The sequence below is a fragment of the Mycolicibacterium frederiksbergense genome, from assembly GCF_012223425.1.
GTDB classification, from domain to species: Bacteria; Actinomycetota; Actinomycetes; order Mycobacteriales; family Mycobacteriaceae; genus Mycobacterium; species Mycobacterium frederiksbergense.
Window position 1 is genome coordinate 5,576,375 of record NZ_CP038799.1, and the last position, 22,314, is coordinate 5,598,688.

General features: G+C 69.1%; 25 protein-coding genes. 6 read left to right on the top strand and 19 right to left on the bottom strand.

All coding sequences use genetic code 11. The features are described 5' to 3' along the window. Nucleotide 1: 1 nt before the first annotated feature. Entirely contained in the window at nucleotides 2-625 is a 624-nt protein-coding gene (locus EXE63_RS29990) for a TIGR02234 family membrane protein (protein ID WP_168144961.1), read from the bottom strand. Beyond that, the gene (locus tag EXE63_RS29995) at nucleotides 622-2,187 is read right to left on the bottom strand and encodes an anthranilate synthase component I (protein ID WP_168144962.1); all 1,566 of its coding nucleotides are present in this window, start codon (nucleotides 2,185-2,187) and stop codon (nucleotides 622-624) included. The genes EXE63_RS29990 and EXE63_RS29995 overlap by 4 nt, the downstream gene beginning before the upstream one ends. A gap of 61 nt (nucleotides 2,188-2,248) precedes the next feature. Here EXE63_RS29995 and EXE63_RS30000 point away from each other — a divergent pair, with 61 nt between their 5' ends. Both EXE63_RS30000 and EXE63_RS30005 read left to right on the top strand, forming a co-directional pair. Beyond that, nucleotides 2,249-2,704 (top strand): peroxiredoxin, encoded by a 456-nt coding sequence (locus EXE63_RS30000; RefSeq protein WP_168145857.1) that lies wholly within the window; start codon nucleotides 2,249-2,251, stop codon nucleotides 2,702-2,704. 2 nt (nucleotides 2,705-2,706) lie between these two features. Further along, nucleotides 2,707-3,507 (top strand): ABC transporter ATP-binding protein, encoded by an 801-nt coding sequence (locus EXE63_RS30005; protein ID WP_168144963.1) that lies wholly within the window; start codon nucleotides 2,707-2,709, stop codon nucleotides 3,505-3,507. On the opposite strand, the gene EXE63_RS30010 is transcribed toward EXE63_RS30005, so the two are convergent. Genes EXE63_RS30010 through hisD form a run of 10 tightly spaced genes read right to left on the bottom strand, consistent with a single transcriptional unit; the run spans nucleotide 3,504 to nucleotide 12,528 of the window. Then, nucleotides 3,504-4,499 carry a hypothetical protein gene (locus EXE63_RS30010; protein ID WP_168144964.1) on the bottom strand — a complete coding sequence of 332 codons (996 nt, stop codon included), beginning with the start codon at nucleotides 4,497-4,499 and terminating at the stop codon, nucleotides 3,504-3,506. The two genes, EXE63_RS30005 and EXE63_RS30010, sit on opposite strands and share 4 nt — an antisense overlap. After that, entirely contained in the window at nucleotides 4,489-6,108 is a 1,620-nt protein-coding gene (locus EXE63_RS30015) for an HsdM family class I SAM-dependent methyltransferase (protein WP_210000120.1), read from the bottom strand. Before EXE63_RS30015 ends, EXE63_RS30010 begins: the two co-directional genes overlap by 11 nt. Nucleotides 6,109-6,143: 35 nt before the next feature. Then, nucleotides 6,144-6,488: a phosphoribosyl-AMP cyclohydrolase gene (gene hisI, locus EXE63_RS30020; RefSeq protein ID WP_168144966.1), complete on the bottom strand. Its 345-nt coding sequence runs from the start codon at nucleotides 6,486-6,488 to the stop codon at nucleotides 6,144-6,146. Continuing rightward, nucleotides 6,488-7,261, bottom strand: a complete 774-nt coding sequence (gene hisF / locus EXE63_RS30025; RefSeq protein WP_168144967.1) for an imidazole glycerol phosphate synthase subunit HisF — start codon at nucleotides 7,259-7,261, stop codon at nucleotides 6,488-6,490. Before hisF ends, hisI begins: the two co-directional genes overlap by 1 nt. A gap of 1 nt (nucleotide 7,262) precedes the next feature. Continuing rightward, nucleotides 7,263-8,075 (bottom strand): inositol monophosphatase family protein, encoded by an 813-nt coding sequence (locus EXE63_RS30030; RefSeq protein ID WP_168144968.1) that lies wholly within the window; start codon nucleotides 8,073-8,075, stop codon nucleotides 7,263-7,265. Beyond that, entirely contained in the window at nucleotides 8,075-8,809 is a 735-nt protein-coding gene (gene priA, locus EXE63_RS30035) for a bifunctional 1-(5-phosphoribosyl)-5-((5-phosphoribosylamino)methylideneamino)imidazole-4-carboxamide isomerase/phosphoribosylanthranilate isomerase PriA (protein WP_168144969.1), read from the bottom strand. Before priA ends, EXE63_RS30030 begins: the two co-directional genes overlap by 1 nt. Nucleotides 8,810-8,832: 23 nt before the next feature. Then, nucleotides 8,833-9,459, bottom strand: coding sequence for an imidazole glycerol phosphate synthase subunit HisH (gene hisH, locus EXE63_RS30040; protein WP_168144970.1), 627 nt, complete (start codon nucleotides 9,457-9,459; stop codon nucleotides 8,833-8,835). 2 nt (nucleotides 9,460-9,461) lie between these two features. Next, entirely contained in the window at nucleotides 9,462-10,070 is a 609-nt protein-coding gene (gene hisB / locus EXE63_RS30045; RefSeq protein WP_168144971.1) for an imidazoleglycerol-phosphate dehydratase HisB, read from the bottom strand. After that, complete coding sequence (locus EXE63_RS30050; protein WP_168144972.1) at nucleotides 10,067-11,212, bottom strand: histidinol-phosphate transaminase; 1,146 nt, start codon at nucleotides 11,210-11,212, stop codon at nucleotides 10,067-10,069. Before EXE63_RS30050 ends, hisB begins: the two co-directional genes overlap by 4 nt. A gap of 2 nt (nucleotides 11,213-11,214) precedes the next feature. After that, a complete protein-coding gene (gene hisD / locus EXE63_RS30055) occupies nucleotides 11,215-12,528 on the bottom strand; it encodes a histidinol dehydrogenase (RefSeq protein WP_168145858.1) in 1,314 nt (437 codons plus the stop codon). Between the two features lie 66 nt (nucleotides 12,529-12,594). On the opposite strand from hisD, the gene EXE63_RS30060 reads away from it, so the two are divergent. Together EXE63_RS30060 and EXE63_RS30065 are read left to right on the top strand one after the other, a co-directional pair. Next, nucleotides 12,595-13,017 (top strand): nitroreductase family deazaflavin-dependent oxidoreductase, encoded by a 423-nt coding sequence (locus tag EXE63_RS30060; RefSeq protein WP_168144973.1) that lies wholly within the window; start codon nucleotides 12,595-12,597, stop codon nucleotides 13,015-13,017. 34 nt (nucleotides 13,018-13,051) lie between these two features. Beyond that, nucleotides 13,052-13,687, top strand: a complete 636-nt coding sequence (locus tag EXE63_RS30065) for a LysE family transporter (protein WP_168144974.1) — start codon at nucleotides 13,052-13,054, stop codon at nucleotides 13,685-13,687. Here EXE63_RS30065 and nadC read toward each other — a convergent pair. Genes nadC through nadA form a run of 3 tightly spaced genes read right to left on the bottom strand, consistent with a single transcriptional unit; the run spans nucleotide 13,684 to nucleotide 17,221 of the window. After that, nucleotides 13,684-14,553 (bottom strand): carboxylating nicotinate-nucleotide diphosphorylase, encoded by an 870-nt coding sequence (gene nadC, locus EXE63_RS30070; protein ID WP_234904320.1) that lies wholly within the window; start codon nucleotides 14,551-14,553, stop codon nucleotides 13,684-13,686. The two genes, EXE63_RS30065 and nadC, sit on opposite strands and share 4 nt — an antisense overlap. A 26-nt stretch (nucleotides 14,554-14,579) precedes the next feature. Further along, on the bottom strand, nucleotides 14,580-16,175 hold the full coding sequence (locus EXE63_RS30075; RefSeq protein ID WP_168144976.1) for an L-aspartate oxidase: 1,596 nt from the start codon (nucleotides 16,173-16,175) through the stop codon (nucleotides 14,580-14,582). Continuing rightward, nucleotides 16,172-17,221, bottom strand: coding sequence for a quinolinate synthase NadA (gene nadA / locus EXE63_RS30080; RefSeq protein WP_057165186.1), 1,050 nt, complete (start codon nucleotides 17,219-17,221; stop codon nucleotides 16,172-16,174). The genes EXE63_RS30075 and nadA overlap by 4 nt, the downstream gene beginning before the upstream one ends. Nucleotides 17,222-17,269: 48 nt before the next feature. On the opposite strand from nadA, the gene EXE63_RS30085 reads away from it, so the two are divergent. Both EXE63_RS30085 and EXE63_RS30090 read left to right on the top strand, forming a co-directional pair. Then, nucleotides 17,270-17,962 (top strand): NUDIX hydrolase, encoded by a 693-nt coding sequence (locus EXE63_RS30085; protein ID WP_168144977.1) that lies wholly within the window; start codon nucleotides 17,270-17,272, stop codon nucleotides 17,960-17,962. Between the two features lie 43 nt (nucleotides 17,963-18,005). Then, a complete protein-coding gene (locus tag EXE63_RS30090; protein ID WP_168144978.1) occupies nucleotides 18,006-19,358 on the top strand; it encodes a lipase family protein in 1,353 nt (450 codons plus the stop codon). A gap of 21 nt (nucleotides 19,359-19,379) precedes the next feature. Here the strand turns inward: EXE63_RS30090 and EXE63_RS30095 are convergent, their stop codons facing one another. The 4 genes from EXE63_RS30095 to bioB form a co-directional block, all read right to left on the bottom strand. Beyond that, the gene (locus tag EXE63_RS30095; protein WP_168144979.1) at nucleotides 19,380-20,291 is read right to left on the bottom strand and encodes an ATP-grasp fold amidoligase family protein; all 912 of its coding nucleotides are present in this window, start codon (nucleotides 20,289-20,291) and stop codon (nucleotides 19,380-19,382) included. 98 nt (nucleotides 20,292-20,389) lie between these two features. After that, entirely contained in the window at nucleotides 20,390-21,043 is a 654-nt protein-coding gene (locus EXE63_RS30100; protein ID WP_210000130.1) for a DUF2567 domain-containing protein, read from the bottom strand. Next, nucleotides 21,040-21,276, bottom strand: coding sequence for a biotin synthase auxiliary protein BsaP (gene bsaP / locus EXE63_RS30105; RefSeq protein WP_234904321.1), 237 nt, complete (start codon nucleotides 21,274-21,276; stop codon nucleotides 21,040-21,042). The genes EXE63_RS30100 and bsaP overlap by 4 nt, the downstream gene beginning before the upstream one ends. A 25-nt stretch (nucleotides 21,277-21,301) precedes the next feature. Further along, a complete protein-coding gene (gene bioB, locus EXE63_RS30110) occupies nucleotides 21,302-22,297 on the bottom strand; it encodes a biotin synthase BioB (RefSeq protein WP_105363733.1) in 996 nt (331 codons plus the stop codon). Between the last annotated feature and the right edge of the window lie 17 nt (nucleotides 22,298-22,314).

Consider the following 22,314-nt stretch of genomic DNA (forward strand, 5'->3'; position numbering starts at 1 on the left):
GTCACCGACCCTGGTTGTCCGGATCCGCCGTGTTCGGCTCGCTGGTGGGATCGCTTCCCTCGTCCAACGCGTCCCACATCATCCGCTCCGACATTCCCTCCGGGCCGCCGCCGTCGGCCGTTTCCGATCGCACCGCGTCGCGTCGTGCCGCCGGCGCGACGTAACGGGCCGTAGACGTCCGAGCGGTCGCCGCCGAACGCATCAACAATCCGGCCGCGACCAGCGCAATCACCGCGGCAGCCACCGCCACGCCGGCGCCGGCGTAGAAGCGCTGTGAGCCCACCAGCGCGGAGACCGGGACCTCGGCAAGACCGGCAGCGCGTACCGCGACGTCATGGGTCACCCACTGGCTGATGCCCAGATAGGCGATCCCGGCGCCCGACACGGCGACCAGGACGGCCACCGCGCGCAACAGCAGGCCCCGGACGGCCAGCGCGGCCACCGCCGCCGCCAGCAGCACCAGGGCGAGCGGCACCAGCGCCGTCGACCAGGCCGCACCCGACAATGTCGAGGTCTTGGGCTGCCCGAGACCGTCGAACGTGCTCACCTCGACCCAGGGCAGGCGCGAGGCCCCCCACAGCGCCAACGCGCCGAGGGCCAACAGAGCCTGCGCGATCCGGATCATTGGACCGGCGGGCAGGAGCGAAGCGACCCGGGAATGGGCACTGCCAGCGTCTCGGCCGCCGCGATCGCGTTCAGCACCGCCTTGGCCTTGTTGGCGGACTCGTTGTACTCGTAGGGCCCGTTGGAGTCGGCCACGACTCCCCCGCCGGCCTGCACGTAGGCGGTGCCGTCGCGCATGAGGGCGGTCCGGATCGCGATCGCGAAATCAGCGTTACCGGCGAAGTCCAGGTAGCCGAGCACGCCGCCATAGAGGCCGCGCCGGGTCAGCTCGACCTCCTCGATGAGTTCCATGGCGCGGACCTTGGGCGCACCGGACAGCGTGCCCGCCGGGAAGCACGCGGTCACGGCGTCCAGCGCGGTCCTGCCGTCGGCGAGATGCCCGGTCACCGTCGACACCAGGTGCATGACGTGGCTGTAGCGCTCGATGTGGCTGTAGTCCTCCACCCGCACCGTCCCCGGCTGACACACCCGCCCCAGATCGTTGCGGCCCAGATCGACCAGCATCAGGTGCTCGGCGCGTTCCTTCTCGTCGGCCAGCAGCTCCTTCTCCAGGAGCACGTCCTCCTCCTCGGTGTCCCCGCGCCACCGGGTCCCGGCGATCGGATGCGTGGTCGCCTTGCCGTCCTTGACGGTGACCAACGCCTCCGGGCTGGACCCGACGACGGAGAACTCAAGTCCCCCTTCGGCATTCGGCACGTTGAGCAGGTACATGTACGGGCTCGGATTGGTCGCCCGCAGCATCCGGTAGACATCCAGTGGATCGGCGGCGGTATCGATCTCGAAACGCTGTGAGGGCACCACCTGGAACGCCTCACCGGCCTCGATATCTGCGACCAGTTTGTCCACGATCGCGCTGTACTCCTGCACGGTGCGCTGCGCGCGGAACTGCGGCTGCGGCCGGCTGAAGGTGGACACCGTGGAATGCAGCGGTTCGGCGAGGGCGGCCGTCATCACGTCGAGGCGGGCCACCGCATCGTCGTAGGCCTCGTCGACGCGGTCGTCGGTACCGTTCCAGTTCACCGCGTTGGCGATCAGGGTGATGGTGCCCTCGTGGTGGTCGACGGCGGCGATGTCGGTGGCCAGCAGCAGCAGCATGTCGGGCAGCCCCAGATCGTCCACCGCGATCTCCGGCAGCCGTTCCAGCCTGCGCACCATGTCGTAGGCGAAGTACCCGACCAGCCCCGACGACAGCGGCGGCAGCCCGGGCAGCGCGGCGGTGGCCAGCAGATCCAGCGTGCTGGCCAGCGCGACGAGCGGGTCGCCACCCGACGGTGCGTCTTTCGGCGTCGCGCCCAGCCAGACCGCCTCGCCGTCGCGGACCGTCAGCGCCGACGGCGCGCCGGCACCGATGAACGACCACCGCGACCAGGACCGTCCGTTCTCGGCGGATTCCAGCAGGAACGTGCCCGGCCGGTTGGCGGCCAGCTTGCGGTACGCCGACAGCGGTGTCTCGCTGTCGGCCAGCACCTTGCGGGTCACCGGAACCACCCGGTGCCCGGCGGCGAGTTCCCGGAAGTCCTCGCGAGGCGTGGTGACGGCCAGCGTGACGGTGTTGGGTTGCACGGGCCCAATCCTCCCAGACGCCGGAAAGCCGTTCGGCGTAGCGTGGGCAGCCGTGACGCTAATCAAGACCGGTGACCGCGTAGCCGAGTTCGAACTGCCCGACCAGACCGGCACCATGCGCAGTCTGTCGGCACTTCTCGAAGACGGACCAGTGGTGTTGTTCTTCTACCCCGCCGCGATGACGCCCGGCTGCACCAAGGAGGCCTGTCACTTCCGCGACCTGGCCGCCGAGTTCGCCGCCGCCGGTGCCTCCCGGGTGGGCATCAGCACCGACGCGGTGGAGAAGCAGGCCAAGTTCGCCGATCAGCAGCGCTTCGACTACCCGCTGCTCTCCGACGCCGACGGCAAGGTCGCCACCGAGTTCGGGGTGAAGCGCGGCCTGCTCGGCAAGCTGATGCCGGTCAAGCGGACGACGTTCGTGATCGACACCGACCGCACCGTGCTCGAGGTCATCTCCAGCGAGTTCAGCATGGACACCCACGCCGACAAGGCCCTCGAGGTGCTCAGGGCGCGTTGACCGTGACACCGGTACTGGAGATCACCGATGTCACCTTCCGCCGCGACGGCAAGCAGATCATCGACGGCATCTCGCTGACGGTGCAGGCCGGTGAACACTGGGCGCTGCTGGGACCCAACGGCGCCGGTAAGAGCACACTGCTGGGCTTCTGCGCGGCGGTCACGTTCCCCAGCAGCGGCACGGTGCGCATCCTGGGCGGGCAGATGGGGCGCACCGATCTGTCGGTGCTGCGCCGATCCATCGGCCATGTCAATCCGCGGCACCGGTTGCAGTACCCGCTGACGGTGCGCCAGGTGGTACTCACCGGTTTCACCGCGACCGTGGATACCGCGGCGCGCTGGACCCCCAGCCCCGAGCAGGTGCGCCGGGCCGATGAACTGATCGACACCGTCGGGCTGTCGGAGCGCGCCGACGCCATCTGGCCGACGCTGTCCCAAGGCGAGCGCGGACGGTCGCTGATCGCCCGCGCCCTGATCGCCGACCCGCGGCTGCTGCTGCTGGATGAACCCAGCACCGGCCTGGACGTGGCCGCCCGCGAGCAACTGCTGGAAACCATTGACACACTGGAGGTCACCCATCCCGAGATGGCCTCCATCCTGGTGACCCATCACCTGGAGGAACTGCCCACCAGCACCACCCATGCGCTGCTGATCGGCGCGGGCCGCACGGTGGCCATCGGTCCGGCCCGGAGCACCGTGACCACCGAGCACGTCAGCGCCGCATTCCGGCATCCGGTGACGGTGGGGTTCGTCGACGGCCGGTGGAGCGCGCGGGCCAAGGCCAGTTCCAGGGTGGTTGGCTAACCGATCGGGGCCTGATCGCGGCGACGGCGCGCCTCGCGGTGCCGGGTCACCGGCGCGGTGTCGATGACGCGGTTGGCCATGATGGCCAGAAACCTGGCCGGCTGCAACTGCGGCGGCACCACATCGTGGCGGATCGCGATGTCCGGCAGCGCTGCCAGCGCCTCGTCGACCGCGGCGGTCGCGACGTCGACGATCTCGAAAAGCAGTCCGGATTCCGCCTTTTCGACGCTGTCCACCTCGTCCTCGGGTGACTCGACTCCCTCTGCCTCGTAGTCGATCATGACCAGCGCGGTGGCGTGATAGGCGTCGTCCTCGGTGCCCAGCTTGCCCAGCAGGTCGATCAGCCACTCGGCCTTGTCGGGCTCGGAGGTCAGGATCGTCGAACGCAGGCCGTAGACGAAACCGAGCGCCGCCAGCGGGTGCCGCAGCCGCAGGTTCTTGGCGTCCCCGTAGCTCTCCTCGACACGGTTGGCGGCGTTCTTGCCGAAGCTGGAATCCATCCGCTTGGTGCTGATCAGCAACTCCGGACCGGTATCCCAGTCGGACATGACGACGTCGACCTGCTTCATGTAGTGCTTGCCGAGCACGCTGGCGCTGGAGCCGACGATGCCCTTCATCGAGCGTCCCAGCCGCGCCTCGATGAGCTGACGTTCCCGTTGTGGCAGCGCCTCGAGCAGACTGGCGATCGCACCCGGCATGATCCGCGGGTCGGTGGGTCGCGGCCACACCGCATCCGGTTCGAAGCCCGCGCGGCGCAACTCGTAGGACATCCACACGTCCAGGGCCAGCGCGGGCACCCCGGTGGTCGACGGGGCATCCAGGTACAGCGGTACGCCGAGCAGTTTGCGCAGCACCTTGAAGTCCGGGCGGAAGGTCAACGCGTCAGCGGTCCGCAGCCACGGGTTGGTGTGCACCCCGGCGGGCGCGGCGTCGGCGACGATCCGGTCGAAGATGGCCCAGGCGGTGGCTTTGGTGGAGGGCTCAGCGGGCACGCCGCGACCTTACCGCCCTCCTGGAGGCCAGCGAATGGCGCGCGGCCTGAACCGATTCCAAGTCCGTCGCCAGGTCCAGGGCATCATCGATGACGCCGACCGCGTCGAGCAGCTCGCCGCGGGCCAGCAGCGCGCCGACGGTGCGCCGGGCGGCCCGCAATTCGGTGGCGCGGGCGGCGATCAGTTCCGGGGCCGGGACCAGCCAGCGATCCGCTTCGCGCGGCTCGATTTTCAGCACACCGCCGCCGTAGGCGCGGCCCACCATCTCCGCATGCAGCACGGTTACCGAGTTCAGCGCGGCCAGCGGCAACAGATCGCGGCCCAGTGCGGCCACCTCATCGCGCAAATACACCCCATGCACCGAATTGAGGTGGTGGGCGGCGGCCCGGTTGGTGACCAGCCGCGGCGTGTCGGCATTCATGCACGTCAGCAGCAGGTCGGCAGGCTTCACCAGCGGCACCAGGTACCAGGGCGTGCGGACCCGGCATTTATAGGCCAGGTGCACCCCGGCCGCGTGGCCGGCGTCGACATAGCGCTGCGCCGGCGCCGAGAGCCGCCCGGTGGGCCGGAACAGGTGCACCGAGCGCCCGTCTGCGCCCAGCGCCGCGAGTTGGTGCGTGGACAGGGTGAGCCCACGGAGGTGACCGCTGCCCGGCGGGGACAGCGTCAGCAGATCGGCCGGTCGCAGCCTGAGCTCGGACACCCGGGCCGGGGACAACGCGAAGAAGCCGTTGTTGCCGGTCACCATGCCCAGCGTGGTGTCGCCCCACTCTTCGAGCGTGCTGAACCGCCCGTCGTCGCGCAGGCCGTGCAGAATCTCGACGGGCCGATTGCCGATGAGCCCGCTGACCCACTTGTCGGCCGGATCAACCGGGGACCAATGCCGTTGCACCAGTTCGGAAGTCAGTGCTTCGGCATTGCGGGCCCGGTGGATGACGGCGTGCCCGGACGGGCCCGCCCCGAAGCCATCGGCCAGCAGCAGCACCACATCGGCCTCGGCACCCGGGAAGACCTGCTCGTCGAACATCACCAGTTCCACGCTGGCGAACCGGTCGAACAGGAACTTGCGCACCGCGGCGGCATAGTTGACGCTGAGCAGCTCGGCGGGCAGCACCAGCGCCATCCGGCCGCCCGGACGCAGGAACAGCGCGGCGTGCACGGTGAACGCCGCCCAGCTGGAGGCCAGCGCCGACAGCGTGACGCCGGCCTTGAGCGCGGCGCGCCGGGACTGGGCCCGCTGACTGCCGCGGAAGTCCTGGTAGCGGATGTAGGGCGGGTTGCCCAGCACCGCCGAATACGTTGGTGTGGGGGCGATGTCGAAGAAGTCCGCGGTGCGCACCCGCGCCCTGCCACCGGCCTCGGTCACCCGGCGCCGGGCCGTCGCAACGCTGGCGGGATGGATCTCGACCCCGTCGAGTTCGGGGTGTTCGGCGCCGAGCCGACGCAGCCGTTCGGTGGCTGCGACCAGGAAGGCGGCATCACCGGCCGACGGTTCGAACACCGCGTCATCGGGTGCGCGCACCGCCCAGTCGGCCAGATACCGGGTGATCTGCGGTGGGGTGAAGAACGCACCACGTGCCTTGCGGGTGGCGGCGGTGTCTTCGGTCACCGAGCCATTGTCAACGATGCCACCGACAAATACGGTCAAGCGTCGCCGAGCAGCAGGTCCGCGTCGAAGCAGCTGTGGTCCCCGGTGTGGCAGGCCCCGCCGACCTGGTCGACCTCGAGCAGCACGCTGTCGCCGTCGCAGTCCAGTCGCACCGAACGCACGTACTGGGTGTGCCCGGACGTCGCGCCCTTGATCCATTGTTCGCCGCGGGACCGCGAGAAGTAGGTGGCCTCGCGGGTTTCCAGGGTACGGGCCAACGCTTCGTCGTCCATCCAGGCGACCATCAGCACATCGCCGCTGCCGTGTTCCTGCACCACCGCGGTGAACAGGCCGGCCTCATTGCGTTTGAGACGGGCGGAGATGGTGGGGTCGAGGGACATCATCGAACCTCAATTCCCTCGGCGGCCATCGCGGCCTTCACCTCACCGATGGTGAGTTCCCCGAAGTGGAACACACTGGCGGCCAGCACCGCATCGGCCCCGGCCTGCACGGCCGGGGCGAAATCGCCCACCGCGCCTGCGCCGCCGCTGGCAATCACCGGGACCGTGACCGCCGCGCGCACCGCGTGCAGCATCGGCAGGTCGAAACCGGCCTTGGTGCCGTCGGCGTCCATCGAGTTCAGCAGGATCTCCCCCACCCCGAGTTCGGCTCCGCGCCGCGCCCATTCGACAGCGTCGATGCCGGTGCCGCGACGGCCGCCATGGGTGGTGACCTCCCAGCCCGACGGGGTCGGTTCAGACCCCGCGGGCACCGTGCGGGCATCGACGCTCAGCACGATGCACTGGGAACCGAACTGCCTGGACAGTTCGGCCAGCAGTTCCGGTCGCGCGATCGCGGCGGTGTTCACCGACACCTTGTCCGCACCTGCGCGCAGCAGGGTGTCCACATCGGCCACCGAGCGCACCCCGCCGCCCACGGTGAGCGGGATGAACACCTGCTCGGCGGTGCGGCGCACCACCTCGAGCATGGTGGACCGCCCCGCCGAGGAGGCGGTGACATCGAGGAAGGTCAGCTCGTCGGCGCCGGCGGCGTCATAGGCTGCCGCCAGCTCGACGGGATCGCCGGCATCCCTGAGGTTCTCGAAGTTCACACCCTTGACGACCCGGCCGTCATCGACGTCCAGGCACGGGATGACCCTGACCGCGACACCCATCTCAGTAATCCTCCGGGGAACCAGCGGCGGCGACCAGTTCCAGGATCTGCTCGTGGATGCCCGGGGCAGCGGCCAGCGCCGACTTCGATTCGGCCGTCCACGCTGTCCCGGCGAGATCGGTGACGATGCCGCCGGCGGCGCGCACCAGAGCCACCCCGGCCGCGTGATCCCAGATGTGGTGACCGAAACTGATCGCGCCGCCGAGCACCCCGGCAGCCACGTACGCCAGGTCGACACCGGTGGCGCCGTGCATGCGTACCCGGGACGACACCCGGCTCAGGTTCGCCAGCACCTCGGCCCGGTAGCGGCCGGGAAAGCGGCCGCGCGAGTCGATATTGTAAGTCTGGATGCCGACAATCGAATCGGTGAGAGTGGACCGTGTCAGGGCGGGAAGCTCTGTTCCGTTGTCCCGCAACGGTCCACCGGCCGCCGCGATATAGCGGTTGCCGGTGAACGGCAGCCAGGTCAGCCCGCCGATCGGCTCCCCGTCGGCGAGCAGACCGAGCAGGATCGCGGCCATCGGCGAACCGGCGGCGTAGTTGAAGGTGCCGTCGATCGGGTCGAGCACCCACACCAACTCGGAATCGATCGGCGCTCCGCCGAATTCCTCGCCGTGCACCCCGATACCGGTCTGCTCGGTCAGGGCCGCCACCACACGGCGCTCGATGGCGAGATCCACTTCGGTCGCGAAGTCGTTGCCCTGCTTGCGGACTGCGGAGTCGGCCCGGTGTCCGTCGATGAACGCCGCCGACACATCGTCGAGGACGTCTGCGGCGGTGGCGAGCAGTGCCGCGAGTTTCCCGGGCTCGACCATCAGCCGCTGACCGCGCTGAGCGCCTCGGGCAGCGTGAAACGCCCGGCGTACAGCGCCTTTCCGACGATGGCGCCCTCGACGCCGCGGTCGGTCAGGGTGGCGATGGCCCGCAGGTCGTCCAGGCTGGACACCCCTCCGGAGGCGATCACGGGCGCGTCGGTGCGCTCGGTGACCGAGGCCAGCAGTTCCAGGTTCGGCCCGTTCAAGGTGCCGTCCTTGGTGACATCGGTGACCACGAAGCGTGAGCAGCCCTCGCCGACAAGGCGATCCAGGACCGGCCAGAGGTCACCGCCGTCGGTCTCCCAGCCGCGGCCGCGCAAGCGGTAGTCGCCGTTCTCCAGCTTCACATCCAGCCCGACGGCCACCTTGTCGCCATGCTCGGCGATCGCTGCGGCGCACCACTGCGGATTCTCCAGCGCCGCGGTGCCCAGGTTCACCCGGCGGCATCCGGTGGCCAGCGCGGCCTTCAGGCTCTCGTCGTCGCGGATACCGCCGGAGAGCTCCACCGCGACATCGAGTTGCCCGACCACATCGGCGAGCAGTTCGCGGTTGGAACCACGCCCGAACGCGGCGTCCAGGTCGACCAGATGGATCCATTCGGCACCGTCGCGCTGCCAGCCCAGCGCGGCGTCCAGGGCGGAGCCGTACTCGGTTTCACTGCCGGCCACACCCTGAACCAGGCGTACGGCGCGGCCCTCGACGACGTCGACGGCGGGAAGAAGAATTAGGGACACGTGCGGTTACCTTACTTGCCTCGTCAGCCGAGGCTGTCGACCCAATTGCGCAGCAGCGTCGCACCGGCGTCGCCGCTCTTCTCGGGGTGGAACTGGGTGGCGGACAGCGGCCCGTTCTCCACGGCCGCCAGGAACGGCACCTGATGCGTCGCCCAGGTGAGCAGCGCGCCGGGATCACCCTCCCAGGTCTGAGCCGCGTAGGAGTGCACGAAGTAGAACCGGGTGTCGGCGTCGAGGCCGCGGAACAGGGTGCTCTCGGCGGGCGCGTCGACGACGTTCCAGCCCATGTGCGGGATCACCGGGGCATCGAGTCGGGTCACCGCTCCCGGCCACTGGGCGCAGCCCTGCGTCTGTACCCCGAACTCGACGCCACGGGTGAACAGGATCTGCATACCGACGCAGACGCCGAGCACCGGACGGCCCGCTGCCAGGCGCTTGGCGATGATCTGTTCCCCGCCGATATCGCGCAGGCCCGTCATGCAGGCCTCGTAGGCGCCGACGCCGGGAACCACCAGACCGTCGGACTCGAACGCCACGCCCGGATCCGCGGTGACCTCGACATCGGCACCGGTGCGCTCCAGGGCGCGCTGCGCCGAACGCAGGTTGCCGGACCCGTAGTCCAGCACCACAACTCTTCGCGAACTCCCCACGTCTACAGGGTGCCTTTGGTGGACGGCACGCCGGACACCCGCGGATCGAACTCCACCGCCTGGCGCAGCGCGCGGGCCACGGCCTTGTACTCCGCCTCGGTGATGTGGTGCGGATCGCGGCCATACAGGGTGCGCACGTGCAGTGCGATGCGCGCGTTGTAGGCCAGCGATTCGAAGACGTGCCGGTTGATCACGGTGTGGTACGGCGTGCTGGAGCCGGCAATGGTGAACTCCACCATGTACTCCGGTTCGCCGGTGTGCACGAAGTAGGGGCGGCCGGAGACGTCGACGGCCGCGTGCGCCAAGGTCTCGTCCATCGGGATGTAGGCGTCACCGAAGCGCCGGATGCCCTTCTTGTCCCCCAGCGCCTGGCCGAGGGCCTGTCCGAGCACGATCGCGGTGTCCTCGACGGTGTGGTGGCCCTCGATCTCGATATCGCCGCGGGCCTGCACGCTGAGATCGAAACTGGCATGGCTGCCCAGCGCGGTGAGCATGTGATCGAAGAACGGCACGCCGGTGTCGATGTCGACCTTGCCGGTGCCGTCGAGGTCGATCTCCACGACGATGTCGGACTCCCTGGTCTTGCGTTCGACTCTCGCTCGACGGGTCATGAGGCTCCTTGCAGGTGGGCTGTGGGTGCCGAGACGGTGCCGAGGACGCCCGATTCGGCGATCGTGGCGCTGACGTCGAGCAGTAGATCGTTCTCGTCGATCAGGCCGATGGTGGTGCGCAGGTACCCGGGGATGCCGACATCGCGGATCAGCACCCCGGCGTCCAGGTAGCGCTGCCAGACCGCGGGTGCGTCGGCGAATCCCCCGAACAACACGAAGTTGGCATCGCTGGGGATGACCCGGAAACCCATGCCGGTCAGCGCCGCGGCGACGCGTTCGCGCTCGGCGATCAGGGTGGCGACGCTGCCCAGGGTGTCATCGGCGTGCCGCAGCGCCGCGCGGGCGGCGACCTGGGTGAGCACCGAGAGGTGATAGGGCAGCCGGACCAGCAGCAGGGCATCGATCACCGCGGGATCGGCGATCAGGTAGCCCAGCCGCCCGCCGGCGAAGGCGAAAGCCTTGCTCATGGTGCGGGTGACGATGAGTTTGGCCGGGTAGTCGGCGATCAGCTGCACCGCGCTGGGCTGCGAGGAGAACTCGCCGTAGGCCTCGTCGACGATCACCACACCGGGGGCGGCCTCGAGGACCCGGCGCAGGTCGTCGAGCGAAACGCTCTGCCCCGACGGGTTGTTCGGGCTGGCCAGGAACACCACATCGGGCGCCTGGGCTGCCACCGCGGCGACGGCGACGTCGGTGTCCAGGCCGAAATCCTCGGCGCGCGCGGCTTCCAGCCACGACGTCTGGGTGCCGTCGGAGATGATCGGGTGCATCGAGTAGGAGGGCACGAAACCCATCGCACTGCGCCCCGGCCCGCCGAACGCCTGCAGGATCTGCTGCAGGATCTCATTGGATCCGTTTGCCGCCCAGACATTTTCGACCGAGACCTCGATACCGGTCTGGCCGCTCAGGTAGGCGGCCAGGTCGGTCCGCAAGGCGACGGCATCCCGGTCGGGATACCGGTGCAGATCGGATGCGGCGTCCCGCACCGACTCGGCCACATCATCGATGAGCGCCTTGGTGGGCGGATGCGGGTTCTCGTTGGTGTTCAGCCGCACCGGCACCGACAGTTGCGGCGCGCCGTACGGCGTCTTACCGCGCAGGTTGTCCCGCAGCGGCAGATCGTCGAGCGTGATCTTGGCCATTCCTACCTTTCGAATCTCCGCCGGACAGCCTCGCCGTGGGCCGGCAGATTCTCTGCCTTCGACAGCGTGATCACATGACCGGCAACATCTTTGAGTGCGGCCTCGTCGTACTCGACGACATGGATACCGCGCAGGAAGGTCTGCACCGACAGTCCGCTGGAGTGTCGTGCGCAGCCGGCGGTGGGCAGCACGTGGTTGGAACCCGCGCAGTAGTCACCGAGGCTGACCGGCGACCAGGCACCGACGAATATCGCGCCCGCCGAACGGATCCGGCCTGCGACCGCCGCGGCATCCTCGGTCTGGATCTCCAGGTGTTCGGCGGCGTAGGCGTTGACGACCCGGACCCCGGCGGCCACATCGTCGACCAGGACGATCGCGGACTGCCTGCCGGTGAGCGCGGCGGTCACCCGCTCGCGGTGCACGGTGGTCTCCAACTGCGCGGCCACCTCGCGGTCGGAGGCATCGGCGAGTGCGACACTGTCGGTGACCAGCACGCTCGCGGCCATCTCGTCGTGTTCGGCCTGACTGATCAGGTCGGCGGCGATGTGCCGGGGATCGGCGGTGTGGTCGGCCAGGATGGCGATCTCGGTGGGACCGGCCTCGGCGTCGATGCCCACCTGGGACCGGCAGATGCGCTTGGCGGCGGTGACGTAGATGTTGCCCGGCCCGGTGATCATGTCCACCGGGGCGAGTGGGGCCCCGTCGGTGTCGGTGCCGCCGTAGGCCAGCAGGGCGACCGCCTGCGCACCGCCGACAGCCCACACCTCGTCGACACCCAGCAGCGCGGCCGCGGCCAGGATGGTCGGATGCGGCAGGCCGCCGAACTGGGCTTGGGGCGGGCTGGCGATCACCAGCGACTCGACCCCGGCGGTCTGGGCGGGCACGACATTCATCACGACACTGGAGGGATACACGGCGTTGCCGCCCGGTACGTAGAGCCCGACCCGTTCCATCGGCACCCAGCGCTCGGTGACCGTGGCGCCCGGCGCCAGCGTCGTGGTGGTGTCGGTGCGGCGCTGATCGGCGTGCACGATGCGGGTCCGGTCGATCGCCACCTCGAGGGCGGCGCGTACGTCGGCGTCCAGATCCGACAGCGCGGCCTGCAGTTTCTCGTCTGCCACCCGCACCGTCTCGGGGCGCACCCCGTCGAACTTCTCGCCGTACTCCAGAGCTGCGATCGCGCCGCGCGCGGCGATATCGTCGACGATCGGACGGACCTTCGGAACCACCGAGTCCACGTCGACGCCGCCGCGCGGCAGCGTCGTCCGCAACCGGGCCGCGGACAGGTCCGCACCCCGCAGATCGATGCGGGCCATGAGGGATCGTGGTGACGTCACGGGTCTATTGTCCCAGAGCAGGCCAAATCGAATTCGGGAGCCGTCATGTCCGCGTCGCCGTCACGTAAGCAACATCCCAACAACGCCTCCGGCGTGCCGATGCTGGTACCGCCGGCGCTGGAGAACTTCCAGATCAAGTACATCAATCCGCTGATGACACCGATCAGCAGGAAGCTGCCCGGGATGAGTGTGATCACGCACATCGGGCGCACCTCCGGGACCCGGTACGAAACCCCGGTCACGGCCTACCGCAAGGGCCACACCCTGGCCATCGGACTGATCCACGGCAAGACGAACTGGGTGAAGAACGTGCTGGCCGCCGGTGAAGCGGACATCCTGGTGTCGCGCAAGAACCTGCACCTGGTGAATCCGCGGGTCCTGCCGGCGGGTACCAAAGATCCGTCGCTGCCCTTCATCGCTCGCGTGATGGCCCGCAAGACCGGGGTCCTCGTCGCCGATATCGCCTGAAATCTCGGTTGACCGAACCTGCCACACTTTCTCCATGACCTGGCAGGTGTGGCTGGCTTTCCTCGGCGCGGCGATCGTGATCAGCGTGGCGCCGGGCCCAGGCGCGGTGCAATCGATGGCCACCGGGATGACCGAGGGGCTGCGGCGCGGCTGGTGGAGCGTGTTCGGCCTGGAGATCGGTCTGATGCTGCAACTGGCGCTGGTGGCCGCCGGCGTGGGTGCGATCGTCGCGGCGTCGGCGCTGGCCTTCACCGTGATCAAGTGGCTGGGGGTGGCCTACCTGGCGTATCTGGCAATCCGTCAGTGGCGCACCGCCCCGCGCGATCTGCGCGAACAACTCGGCGCTCCGACCGGCAGCAGCCGCCGCGGTCTGGTGGCGCGCGGATTTCTGGTCAACGCCACCAACCCCAAGGGACTGGTGTTCTTCCTGGCGGCGCTGCCGCAGTTCGTGGTGCCGGCGGCGCCGCTGCTGCCCCAGTACCTGGCCATCGGGCTGACGATGATCGTCGTCGACATCGTGGTGATGGGCTTCTACACCGGCCTGGCCGGCCGGCTGATGAACTGGCTGCACAACGCGCGCCAGCAGACGATCCTGAACCGCGTCATCGCCACGATGTTCGCGGCAGCGGCCGTCGTGCTGTCCCTGGTGCGCCGCGGCGCACCCGCTTAGGTGTCCAGGCCAACATCGAGCACCCGCACCGAGTGGGTGAGGGCTCCGACGGCCAGGTAGTCGACTCCGGTCCCGGCATAGTCGGCCGCTGACTCCAACGACAGCCCGCCCGAGGATTCGAGCAGGGTCGCCGGTGCCCGGGTGTCGCGGCGCTGCACCGCGATCTGGGTCTGCCACACCGGGAAGTTGTCCAGCAGAATCAGTTCCACCCCGGCGCCCAGCACATCGTCGAGTTGCTCCAGTGAATCGACCTCGACCTCGCAGGGCAGGTCCGGCGCGGCGGTCCGCACGGCGTGCAGGGCGGCCAGCACCGAGCCGGCCGCCGCGACATGGTTGTCCTTGATCAGCGCGGCATCACCGAGCCCCATCCGGTGGTTCACCCCGCCGCCGACCCGGACCGCGTACTTCTGCAGGAATCGCAACCCGGCCAACGTCTTGCGGGTGTCCCGGATCTTGGCTCCGGTGCCCTCGACGGCATCCACCCAGTGCGCCGTCGCGGTCGCGATACCGGACAGATGGCAGACCAGGTTGAGCATGGTGCGCTCGGCGGTGAGCAGTCCCTGCGCGGGCGCGGTGACGCGCAGCAGAGACTGACCGGCCTCCAGACGGGCACCGTCCTGTACCCGGTCCAGCACGGTGTAGCCATCGGCGCCCAGCACCTCGTCGAGCACCAGCAGGGCCAGGTCGACACCGGCGATGACACCGGGTTCGCGGGTCGCCATCGAGGCGGTCGTGGTGGCGTCGGCGGGCACTGTCGCCAGGGTGGTGACATCCGGCCCGTAGCGCAGATCCTCTTCCAGAGCGCGGGCGACGATGGCCCTGGCCTCGACGAGTTCGGCTGCCGACAGTCCTGTCGTGGTGGTCACCTGCGCTCCTTCGGTCATGTGCGTCATCAGCCGGCCCCGACCGGGGCGGCGACGGCGGGGGCACCGGCGGCATCTGTGCGCACCGAGATGCTGACCGCCTGTGCGGCATCGGTTTCGGGATGGTCACCGCGGTGATGGCAGCCGCGTGATTCGATACGCGCGAGCGCGGCCGCGGCGATGGCGCGTGCCGTCATGGTGAGCGCGGCGTCCTCGGCGGTGCCGCGGTCGGCGACGGCACGCTGTGGCGCGTCCGCCAGCATCGCGGTCAGCTGTTGCAGGCCATCGGCGTCGCGCACCACCGAGGCGTGCCGGCTCATGGCGTGCTGCAGCGCATCTCGCGCCAGCACGGGCAGTCGCACCGCGGCCGGTGCGGCCGCTGTGGTCGGTCCGGACTCCTGGGAGTGCATCGAGGCGGCACGCCCGGCCCGGCCGCCGACGACCAGACCTTCGAGCAAGCTGTTGGACGCCAACCGGTTTGCGCCGTGCATACCGGTGCGCGCGACCTCACCGGCGGCGAAGAGCCCGGCCAGTTCGGTGCGCCCGTGCACATCGGTGCGCACCCCGCCGCAGCTGTAGTGCGCGCCGGGCACCACCGGGATCGGCCGTGCCGCCGGGTCCACGCCGGCGGCCAGACACGCCGCGGTGACGGTCGGGAAACGCCGGCGCACATCGTCGATACCGGTGGCATCGAGGTACACGCAGGGGTCGCCGGTCTCCCGCAGTCGTGCGTCGATCGCGGCCGCGACCACATCACGCGGTGCCAGGTCGCCCAGCGGGTGCACCCCGGCGGTGATCGAATTGCCCTGGCGGTCCACCAGAACGGCACCCTCACCGCGCAGCGCCTCGGAGATCAACGGGCGGCGCCCGCCGGCCGGCCCGGTGTACAACATCGTGGGATGGAACTGGACGAACTCGATATCGGTGACGCTCAGCCCGGCCTGCAACGCGAGCGCAACACCGTCGCCGGTGGATCCGTCGGGATTGGTGGTGGCGGCGTAGAGATGGCCGAGCCCACCGGTGGCCAGGATGACCGACGGCGCATGCACGATGCCCGGCCCGTCACCGCTGTGCACCAGCACGCCGGTCACCTGGTCGCCGTCGTGACAGACCTGTAGGGCGACGTGGTTGCGCCGGATATCCAGGTGGGTGGCGGCGTGATCGAGCGCGCGCTGCACTTCCGCACCGGTGGCGTCCCCGCCAGCGTGGATGATCCGGCGCCGGCTGTGCCCGCCCTCGCGGGTCAGCGACCAGTGCCCCGGTGCGGACTCGTCGAATCGGGCCCCGGCATCGACGAGGTCGGACACCGCCAGGTAGCCGTCGGCGACGATGGAACGCACGGCGTCCACATCGCACAGCCCACCACCGGCCGCCACGGTGTCGGCGACATGCGCCTCCACGGAATCTCCGCCCTCGCGGAAGGAATCGGGCAGGACGACGGCGATACCGCCCTGGGCATAGAACGTGGCAGTCTCGGCAATCTTGGAGAGCACCACGACCTTGCGGCCCTCCCGGACCGCGGCCAGCGCGGCCACCAGTCCGGCGACACCGGTGCCGATGACCACGACGTCAGCGCGCTGCTGCCAGTACCCGGCTCCCCCACAGGATGCCGAGACGGCGGTCATTCCCCGCCGCCGGGCTGCCCGATCTCGATCATGCGCTGCACACTGGCCTGCGCCAGCTCGGCAGTCTCCAGGTCGACGTGCACCTCGTCGGCGCCTTCGACCAGGCAGCGCAGCAGCGCGGCCGGGGTGATCATCTTCATGTAGCCGCAGGAGGCCCGGTCGTTGACCGCGAGGAACTCGACATCGGGTGCGGCGCGGCGCAACTGGTGCAGCATGCCGACCTCGGTGGCCACCAGCACCTGGCGGGCGTTGGTCTCGCGGGCGGCGTCGAGCATGCCACCGGTGGACAGGATCTTCACCCGGTCCTCCGGGACCGCTCCCTCACCCGCGAGGTACAGAGCCGATGTGGCGCAACCGCATTCGGGGTGCACGAACAGCTCGGCGTCCGGATGGGCACGGGCCTGGTCGGCGAGCTCGTCACCGTTGATCCCGGCGTGCACGTGGCATTCGCCGGCCCAGATGTGCAGGTTCTTGCGGCCGGTGACGCGCCGGACGTGGGCGCCGAGGAACTGGTCCGGGCAGAACAACACGGTGCGGTCCTCAGGGATCGAGGCGACCACCTCGACCGCGTTGGACGAGGTGCAGCAGATGTCGGTGAGCGCCTTCACCGCGGCGGTGGTGTTCACGTAGGACACCACGACGGCGTCGGGGAACTCGTCCTTCCACTCGCGGAGCTGGTCGGCGGTGATCGAGTCGGCCAGTGAGCAGCCGGCGCGCTGATCCGGGATCAGCACCGTTTTCGCGGGCGCCAGGATCTTGGCGGTCTCGGCCATGAAGTGCACACCGCAGAACACGATGGTGTCCTCGGAGGCCTCGGCCGCGATGCGGGACAGCGCCAGCGAATCGCCCACGTGGTCGGCGACGTCCTGGATGGCGGGCAACTGGTAGTTGTGCGCGAGCAGCGTGGCGTTGCGCAGGTTCGCCAGCCGGCGGACCTCGGCCGCCCACTGGCCGTCGCCCACCACACCGGCGTAGCCGCCGGGGCCGTCGACGATGCGTGCGGCGAGAACGCTGTCGTGCGCTGCAGTGCGATCCAGGACCGTCATGGCAGTCTCCTTTGTGCCAATGGAGGTTTTCGACTTACAATCGAAAACATGCCATATCGTAGCACCGACCACGAGGTGCTCGCCGTCGTCCTCCAGGTTCGTCAACTGTCCACCAAAAACCCGCAGCTCAGCGTGTTGCTGTGGGAACGGGCCATGGATCCGGAGCGCGGCGCCTGGGCGCTGCCCGGCGGACAGCTGCGACACGACGAGGACATGATCAGTTCGGTTCGCCGTCAACTTGCCGAGAAGGTCGACCTGCGCGAACTGACACATCTCGAGCAGTTGGCGGTGTTCTCCGACCCGCACCGGGTACCGGGTCCGCGCACCATCGCCTCCACCTTCCTGGGGCTGGTGCCCTCCCCCGCCACCCCGGAGCTGCCACCGGACACCCGCTGGCACCCGGTGTCCGCCCTGCCGCCGATGGCCTTCGATCACGGCACCATGGTGGCCAACGCATGCTCTCGGTTGATCGCCAAACTGTCCTACACCAACATCGGATTTGCCTTGGCGCCCAAAGAGTTTGCGCTGTCAGCGCTGCGCGACATCTACAGTGCCGCGCTCGGGCACCCGGTCGATGCGACCAATCTGCAGCGCGTGCTGGAGCGGCGCAACGTCATCACCAGGACCGGGACCACCGCACGCTCGGGGCGCAGCGGTGGCCGGCCCGCGGCGCTGTACCGGTTCACCGAATCCCGTTACCGGGTCACCGACGAATTTGCCGCATTACGCCCGCCGGGGTGAGTCGGACTGGATTCTTAGACCCTTCTTAGGCAACAATGCCCGGATGGACTTTGGCAGCACTGCGGCCGCGCCCGACGCCGAATGGATCGGAGCCGTCCCGCACGAGGCGCTGGACCGCTCCGCGCGCCCACAGCTGCCCAAGGATGATCCGTTCTACCTCGCCCCGGCCGGCTTCCAGCACGCCACCCCGGGCACCGTGCTGCGCAGCCGGGACGTCGAACTGGCCTTTCTCGGACTGATCCCCCAGCAGGTGCGCGCGGTACAGCTGCTGTACCGGACCACGGATATGAACGGCAACCCCGAAGCGGCCGCCACCACCGTGGTCATGCCCGCCGAACGGGGACCGGAGCGCATCTGTCCGCTCGTCTCCTACCAGTGCGCCATCGATGCCATCTCATCGCGCTGCTTCCCGTCCTATGCGCTGCGCCGGCATGCGGTGGCACCCGGCTCGGTGCCGCAGTTCGAGATGCTGCTGGTCGCCGCGGCCGTCGCCGAGGGCTGGGCGGTGTCCGTCCCCGACCACGAAGGCGTCAACGGCAACTGGGGCACCCCGTACGAACCCGGCTACCGCGTGCTCGACGGGGTGCGTGCGGCCTTGGGTTCCGAGCAACTGACGCTGTCGGATAAGGCGCCCATCGGGTTGTGGGGCTATTCCGGTGGCGGTCTGGCCAGCGCATGGGCCGCCGAGATGAGCGGCACCTACGCACCCGAACTCAACATCGTCGGCGCTGTCCTGGGTTCGCCGGTCGGCGATCTGGGGCGCACCTTCCGCAAGCTCAACGGCACCTTCGCCTCGGCGTTGCCCGCGTTGGTGGTCGCCGCTCTCGCCGACGTCTACCCGGGACTTCAGCGGATCATCGCCGAGCACGCCAGCGAGAACGGCCGGGCCCTGCTGGACCGGTTGCACCACATGACCACCGTCGAGGCCATCGTGCGGCTGTGGCGCACCGATATGGGCGACATGCTCGATCAGCCGCTGGAACAGATCCTCTCGACCCCAGAGGTGCAGCACGTCTTCGCCGACATCAAGCTCGGTGTCGCGGTGCCCACCCCGCCGGTGCTCATCATCCAGGCCGTGCACGACGAGATCATCTCCGTCGACGGGATCGACGAGCTCGCCGAAACCTATGCCTCCGGCGGCGCCCACGTCACCTATCACCGCGACGCGTTCAGCGAGCATCTGCTGCTGCACCCGATGTCGGCGCCGATGGCGCTGCGCTGGCTCTCGGATCGCTTCGCCGGCCGCCCGCTCGGTGAGCACCTGGCCCGCACCAAGTGGCCGACCATGTTCAACCCGTCGACCTACACCGGGATGGCGCGGCTGGCCGTCATCGCGGCCAAGGTGCTGACCGGGCGCAAGGTGCATCGTCTGCCGCTGTCGGAGCTCGACCGGTAGCGATCCGATGCTCGGCCGGGCTCAGGGCCGGCCGCGCTGCACCTCGGCCAGCGTCGGCAGCTTCCACTGCAGGCCCTGCTCCAGGTCGAAACTCATCGGCTTGTAGCGCAGCAACCCACTGCCCGGGTACGGGGTGTACTCGCCGAACCAGACGTCGCCGTCGACGGCATACAGGTCGACCCGGATGAAGTCCCAGTCGGCGCCCAGTGTGGAGGCGATCTCCATCATCTTGTCCAGTTCGGCGGGCCGTTGCTCATCGGCCACCGGCTGAATCCGCCAGCGCACCGGCAGCTGCCGCCAGTCGGCGTCCAGGAACGTCGTGGTCTGGTGCTTGCCGAACCTGCCGCGGTTCACCTGGATCAGCTCGATGCGGCCGTCGAAGACGAAGAACTTGTAGTCGACGGGTGCCCGCCCGTCCGGTGTCGGGATGCGCTCCTCCAGCAGCAGATGCGGGCGGGCTTCGCTGTAACCCCACTCGCCCAGTTCCAGCGGCGTCTCGTCGAACCAGGTGCTGGTCTGCCGGAGCAGATCGGCCAGATCCGTCTGCGGATCGGGCCCGAACAGCGCTCGCCCACTGCTCGCGTTGGGTTTGAGTACCCAGGGCGGTAGCGATGTCAGATCCGGGGCCTCGCGCAGGTCGGCGCCGGACCAGTAGGTGGCCGGGATGCGCAGATCAGGACTCGGGTAGGCCTCCCGGGCCATCTCCTTCATCCACATCTTGTCGCAGGCCTTGATGATCCGGTCCCGGCGGTCGTTGAAGATTCGCCAGTTCACCTTCTCGTTGAAGGTCTTCGGGTCGGTGAAATTGCCCCGCTTACGGATCATCGAGAGGTAGAGGAACTGCCGCATGGTCGTGACCGGAATCCGGTCGACCATCTTGCGCCGGGACGCCTGCAACCACGCGGGCGTCGACTTGTACTCCAGCATGGGCATGACGGGACCTCACTCACAGGTAATTATCGCGGCTGCCATTTTGCTGTGATGCAGCTGTGCGCGCGTCAATCTACCTCGGTACCCGCGATCTGTGGGGGCTACGTTTGCGCGGGGTCGGCAAACTCGGTGGACGGCGTCGCCGCCACCGGAATCGGGGGGTACACGCCCGCGTACTCCACCGGCGGCCAGGCGCCGAGGTCATCACGTGAGGCCGAGGCCGTCAGCAGGGCGTAGGTCAACGCGGCGACCGCGGCGGGCAACAGGATGCCGGCGGCAATCACCAACGGCCCGTGCCCGAAGAACACCGCAGGAGCTTCCGATACGTAATGCACCCGGTTGGCCTCGGTGACCGGCGCGGCATCCACGTCGATGCTGCCGTAGCGCCAGTGCACAAGTGCCGCACCGACACCGGCCGCAGCGCCGGCGGCGGCGGCCATACCTGCCGCCAGTGCCACCAACTGAGCGGGACCGCGATGGGCCCGCCACTGCCACACCAGCACGGTCGCCACCACGGCGAGCACGCCGAGCAGACCGGCCTGCAGAAATGCACCGAGGAAGAAGTGGTCGGAGTCATTGCCCAGATAGGCCCGCACCCGCTCGCCGGCCCGGGTCAGCGCGACGACGCCCTGGATCGGCGGCGCCAGCCACGCCCACAGCGCGCCGACCACCGCGCCGGCGGCGAGCAGGCCCAGGAAAATCCGGAGGGCCGCGGTGCGTTTGGAAACAGCAGGTGCACCAAGAGAATTCGTCATCGCTGGGTGTCCAGATCGGTGGAATCGACGTGACCGTGCCGCGAACACTTCGCCCACCACCCCGTGGGGCGGACCTGGACGATCATCCGGCGGCCGCATTCGGCGCAGAACCGTGGCGGCTCCAAACCGAGCTGAGCCGCCGTCGGGATTACCGTGCCCGCCGCGGCACCGGTGTAGACGTTGAAGACACCGGCACCGACGGGCGCGGGCAGGGCCGCAAGCTCGCTACTCATCACACTGTCAGTCTTACCGCGCGAGCTACAGCGTCGCGTTCAGGGCCTTGATCGGCATCTGCAGATCGTCGAGCAGTTCCAGATCCGCCTCGGCCGGCCGGCCCAGGGTGGTGAGGTAGTTGCCGACGATGACGGCATTGATACCGCCCAGGATGCCCTGCTTGGCGCCCAGATCGCCGAGGGTGATCTCGCGGCCACCGGCGAAGCGCAGCATGGTGCGCGGCAGCGCCAGCCGGAATGCCGCGACCGCCCGCAGGGCGTCGGCGGCCGGCAGTACCTCGAGGTCACCGAACGGTGTGCCCGGGCGCGGGTTCAGGAAGTTCAGCGGCACCTCATGCGGGTTCAGCTCGGCCAGGTTGGCGGCGAATTCCGCGCGCTGCTCCAGCGTCTCGCCCATGCCCAGGATGCCGCCACAGCAGACCTCCATACCGGCCTCGCGGACCATGCGCAGGGTGTCCCAGCGCTCCTCCCAGGTGTGGGTGGTCACGACATTGGTGAAGAACGAGCGCGCCGTCTCCAGGTTGTGGTTGTAGCGGTGCACGCCCATATCGGCGAGCCGCTGCACCTGCTCCTCGGTCAGCATGCCCAACGAGCACGCGATCTGGATGTCGACCTCGTTGCGGATGGCCTCGATGCCCGCGGCGACCTGTGACAGCAACCGCTCATCCGGGCCGCGCACCGCGGCGACGATGCAGAACTCGGTGGCACCGGTCTTGGCGGTCTGCTTGGCGGCCTCGACGAGGCTCGGGATATCGAGCCACGCGCTGCGCACCGGGGAGGCGAAAAGACCTGATTGCGAACAGAAGTGGCAGTCCTCGGGGCAACCGCCGGTCTTGAGGCTGATGATGCCCTCGACCTCGACATCGGGACCGCACCACTTCATCCGGACTTCGTGGGCCAGTTCGAGCAGTGCGTCGAGCTGATCGTCGGGCAGCTGCAGCACCTGCAGGGTCTGCTCCTGATCGAGGCCGACGCCGCGTTCCAAGACCTGCTCGCGCGCCTGAACCAGAATGTCCGTCACCGGTACGTCTCCCTCAC

What these genes read in the sequence shown, in the direction of transcription:
- hisI (WP_168144966.1), bottom strand. Translation starts at nt 6,488, where the DNA reads ATGTCCCTCGACCCCACCATCTCCGCCCGTCTCAAACGCAATGAGGCC.
- EXE63_RS30095 (WP_168144979.1), bottom strand. Translation starts at nt 20,291, where the DNA reads ATGCCCATGCTGGAGTACAAGTCGACGCCCGCGTGGTTGCAGGCGTCC.
- EXE63_RS29990 (WP_168144961.1), bottom strand. Translation starts at nt 625, where the DNA reads ATGATCCGGATCGCGCAGGCTCTGTTGGCCCTCGGCGCGTTGGCGCTG.
- EXE63_RS30060 (WP_168144973.1), top strand. Translation starts at nt 12,595, where the DNA reads ATGTCCGCGTCGCCGTCACGTAAGCAACATCCCAACAACGCCTCCGGC.
- bsaP (WP_234904321.1), bottom strand. Translation starts at nt 21,276, where the DNA reads ATGAGTAGCGAGCTTGCGGCCCTGCCCGCGCCCGTCGGTGCCGGTGTC.
- EXE63_RS30065 (WP_168144974.1), top strand. Translation starts at nt 13,052, where the DNA reads ATGACCTGGCAGGTGTGGCTGGCTTTCCTCGGCGCGGCGATCGTGATC.
- hisB (WP_168144971.1), bottom strand. Translation starts at nt 10,070, where the DNA reads ATGACCCGTCGAGCGAGAGTCGAACGCAAGACCAGGGAGTCCGACATC.
- EXE63_RS30100 (WP_210000130.1), bottom strand. Translation starts at nt 21,043, where the DNA reads ATGACGAATTCTCTTGGTGCACCTGCTGTTTCCAAACGCACCGCGGCC.
- EXE63_RS30075 (WP_168144976.1), bottom strand. Translation starts at nt 16,175, where the DNA reads ATGACCGCCGTCTCGGCATCCTGTGGGGGAGCCGGGTACTGGCAGCAG.
- EXE63_RS30085 (WP_168144977.1), top strand. Translation starts at nt 17,270, where the DNA reads ATGCCATATCGTAGCACCGACCACGAGGTGCTCGCCGTCGTCCTCCAG.
- hisD (WP_168145858.1), bottom strand. Translation starts at nt 12,528, where the DNA reads ATGGCCCGCATCGATCTGCGGGGTGCGGACCTGTCCGCGGCCCGGTTG.
- EXE63_RS30030 (WP_168144968.1), bottom strand. Translation starts at nt 8,075, where the DNA reads ATGGTCGAGCCCGGGAAACTCGCGGCACTGCTCGCCACCGCCGCAGAC.
- EXE63_RS30050 (WP_168144972.1), bottom strand. Translation starts at nt 11,212, where the DNA reads ATGGCCAAGATCACGCTCGACGATCTGCCGCTGCGGGACAACCTGCGC.
- hisF (WP_168144967.1), bottom strand. Translation starts at nt 7,261, where the DNA reads ATGGGTGTCGCGGTCAGGGTCATCCCGTGCCTGGACGTCGATGACGGC.
- nadA (WP_057165186.1), bottom strand. Translation starts at nt 17,221, where the DNA reads ATGACGGTCCTGGATCGCACTGCAGCGCACGACAGCGTTCTCGCCGCA.
- EXE63_RS30090 (WP_168144978.1), top strand. Translation starts at nt 18,006, where the DNA reads ATGGACTTTGGCAGCACTGCGGCCGCGCCCGACGCCGAATGGATCGGA.